The 2,078-nt window shown below is 67.3% G+C and carries 1 protein-coding gene; it reads left to right on the top strand.

Annotated features, from left to right (window positions below; translation table 11 throughout):
* Positions 1-66: 66 nt before the first annotated feature.
* A partial coding sequence (locus ACZ7OO_RS44045; RefSeq protein WP_471513008.1) for a condensation domain-containing protein occupies positions 67-2,078 on the top strand: 2,012 nt, incomplete at its 3' end.

Here is a 2,078-nt window from a genome sequence, read left to right as displayed (position 1 = left end):
TATCGCCGGCCCGATGGCACGCTCAAATTCGCAGGACGCAACGACCACCAGGTCAAGATCCGCGGCATGCGCGTCGAACTCGGCGAAATCGAGGCCGCGTACGCCGCCGTTCCCGGGGTGAGCCAGGCCGTCGTGGTAATGCGCGAGGACTCCCCGGGCGTACGTGAGCTGGTCGGCTACATCGTGGCGGGTGAGTGGGGCGGGGACGTGACGCACGCCGTTTTGGAGGCTGGTCTGAAGGAACGGCTGCCTGACCACATGATTCCGCGGCACGCGGTGTTCCTGCCGGCGCTGCCGCTCACCCCGAACCTGAAGGTCGACAGAAAGGCGTTGCCTGCGCCCGATCGCGCCGGGGGCGCTCGAGAAACCGGTCAGAAGCTGCCGCGCACGGCCCTGGAAGCGCGAATAGTCGACGTCTTCCAGGAACTGCTCGCAGTGCCCTCGGTCGGCGTGGACGAGGACTTCTTCGCGCTCGGTGGCGACTCGGTGCTCGCCGCGCGCGCCGCAATCCGGCTGCGGCCAGTCCTGGGCAGGCAGATTCCGGTGCGTGACGTCTTCGAGTACCGGACGGCCGAGGCGCTCGCCGCCGCGTTCGTGGATCTCGTGCAGGCGCCGGACGACGCCGGGCCGGACATCGCCCCTGCCCCGCGGGACGAGCCGCCGCGTCTGTCGCACGTGCAGGAACCACTCTGGTTCCTGCAGCAACTGGACAAGGACTCCACTGCTTACAACGAGCCGATCGCGTACACGATCCGGGGGGATCTCGACGTGTCCGCCCTGGAGCAGGCGTTGCGAACCGTGGTGCGCCACCAGGAGCCGCTGCGAACGGGCTTCGCCGTGGCCGACTCCGACGTACCTGTGCAGCGGATCGCCGAGGAGGTCGATGTCGAACTGCCCGTCGAGGACCTGCGCACGGTGCCGGAACAGGGGCGGCAGGCGTTCCTCGACGCACGACTGACGGAACTGTCCCGCGTCCCCTTCGATCTGGCCCGGCCCCCGCTGTGGCGGGCCCGTCTCTTCCGTACCGGCGAGCGGGAATGGGCGTTCCTCCTTGTACAGCACCACATCATCACCGACGGGCGTTCCCTCATGGTGCTGATGCGTGATTTGGGCGAGGCGTACGGCGCTCTGACAGCCGGAATGAAGCCCGAACTGCCCCCCCTGCGCCATCAGTTCGCCGACCACGCGGTCTGGCAGCGCCAGCGGCTTGCCGATGGGCTGGAGGACGAGCAGCTCGCCTACTGGCGCAAGGAATTGGACAACGCACCCGACATCATTGGCCTGCGAACGGACCGTCCCCGCAACGGGACACCGCGCGACGACGGCAGCCGCGTCGCCTTCGCGCTGGACGCAGCCGCGGGCGGCGCGCTCCGGCGCCGCTGTGACGAGTACCAGGTGTCGCCGTACATGTTCCTGCTGGCCGTCTTCAACCTGCTCCTGCACAGGCATTCGGGCCAGGACGATCTGATCGTGGGATCCCCGGTCGAGGGCCGCATGCACGCCGGGTCGCAGGACCTGCTCGGTTTCTTCGTCAATACGGTCCCGATGCGCAGCACTTACCACGCGGAAGAGAGCTTTGCGGACTACCTGGCGGGGGTGAAGGACACGTGTCTTTCCGCGTACGCGAACCAAGACGTCCCGTTCGCCCGTCTGGTGCATGCACTCGGTCTGCAGGGAGTCGGCTACTCCCCGCTGATCCAAGTGGTTTTCGCCTTCCAGAACCGTACCGGAACGGTGGCCGACTTCCCCGATCTCCGGTTGGAGCACCGCCCGGTCGACTCAGGAGTCGCGCGGTTCGATCTCACGCTATTCCTGGACCAGATGCCCGATGGGCAGTACGAGGGAAGCCTGGAATACCGCAGCGACCTCTTTGACCGGCAGACCGCGGAACGCCTGACCGAGGGATTCCGGGCCCTGCTGGACGGGATTCTCGCTGACCCGGCGCGAAGCGTCTCCCAGATACCTCTGTGCACCGCGCAGGACCTGCGGTTGTCGGGTGGCTGGAACGACACGGAGGTGGAGTTTCCGTCGGGTCGGTGTCTGCATGAGTTGTTCGAGGAGCAGGTGGGTCGGTCGCC

This window comes from Streptomyces sp. NPDC111744 (genome assembly GCF_055634995.1).
This window is presented reverse-complemented; position numbering and strand designations above follow the sequence as displayed.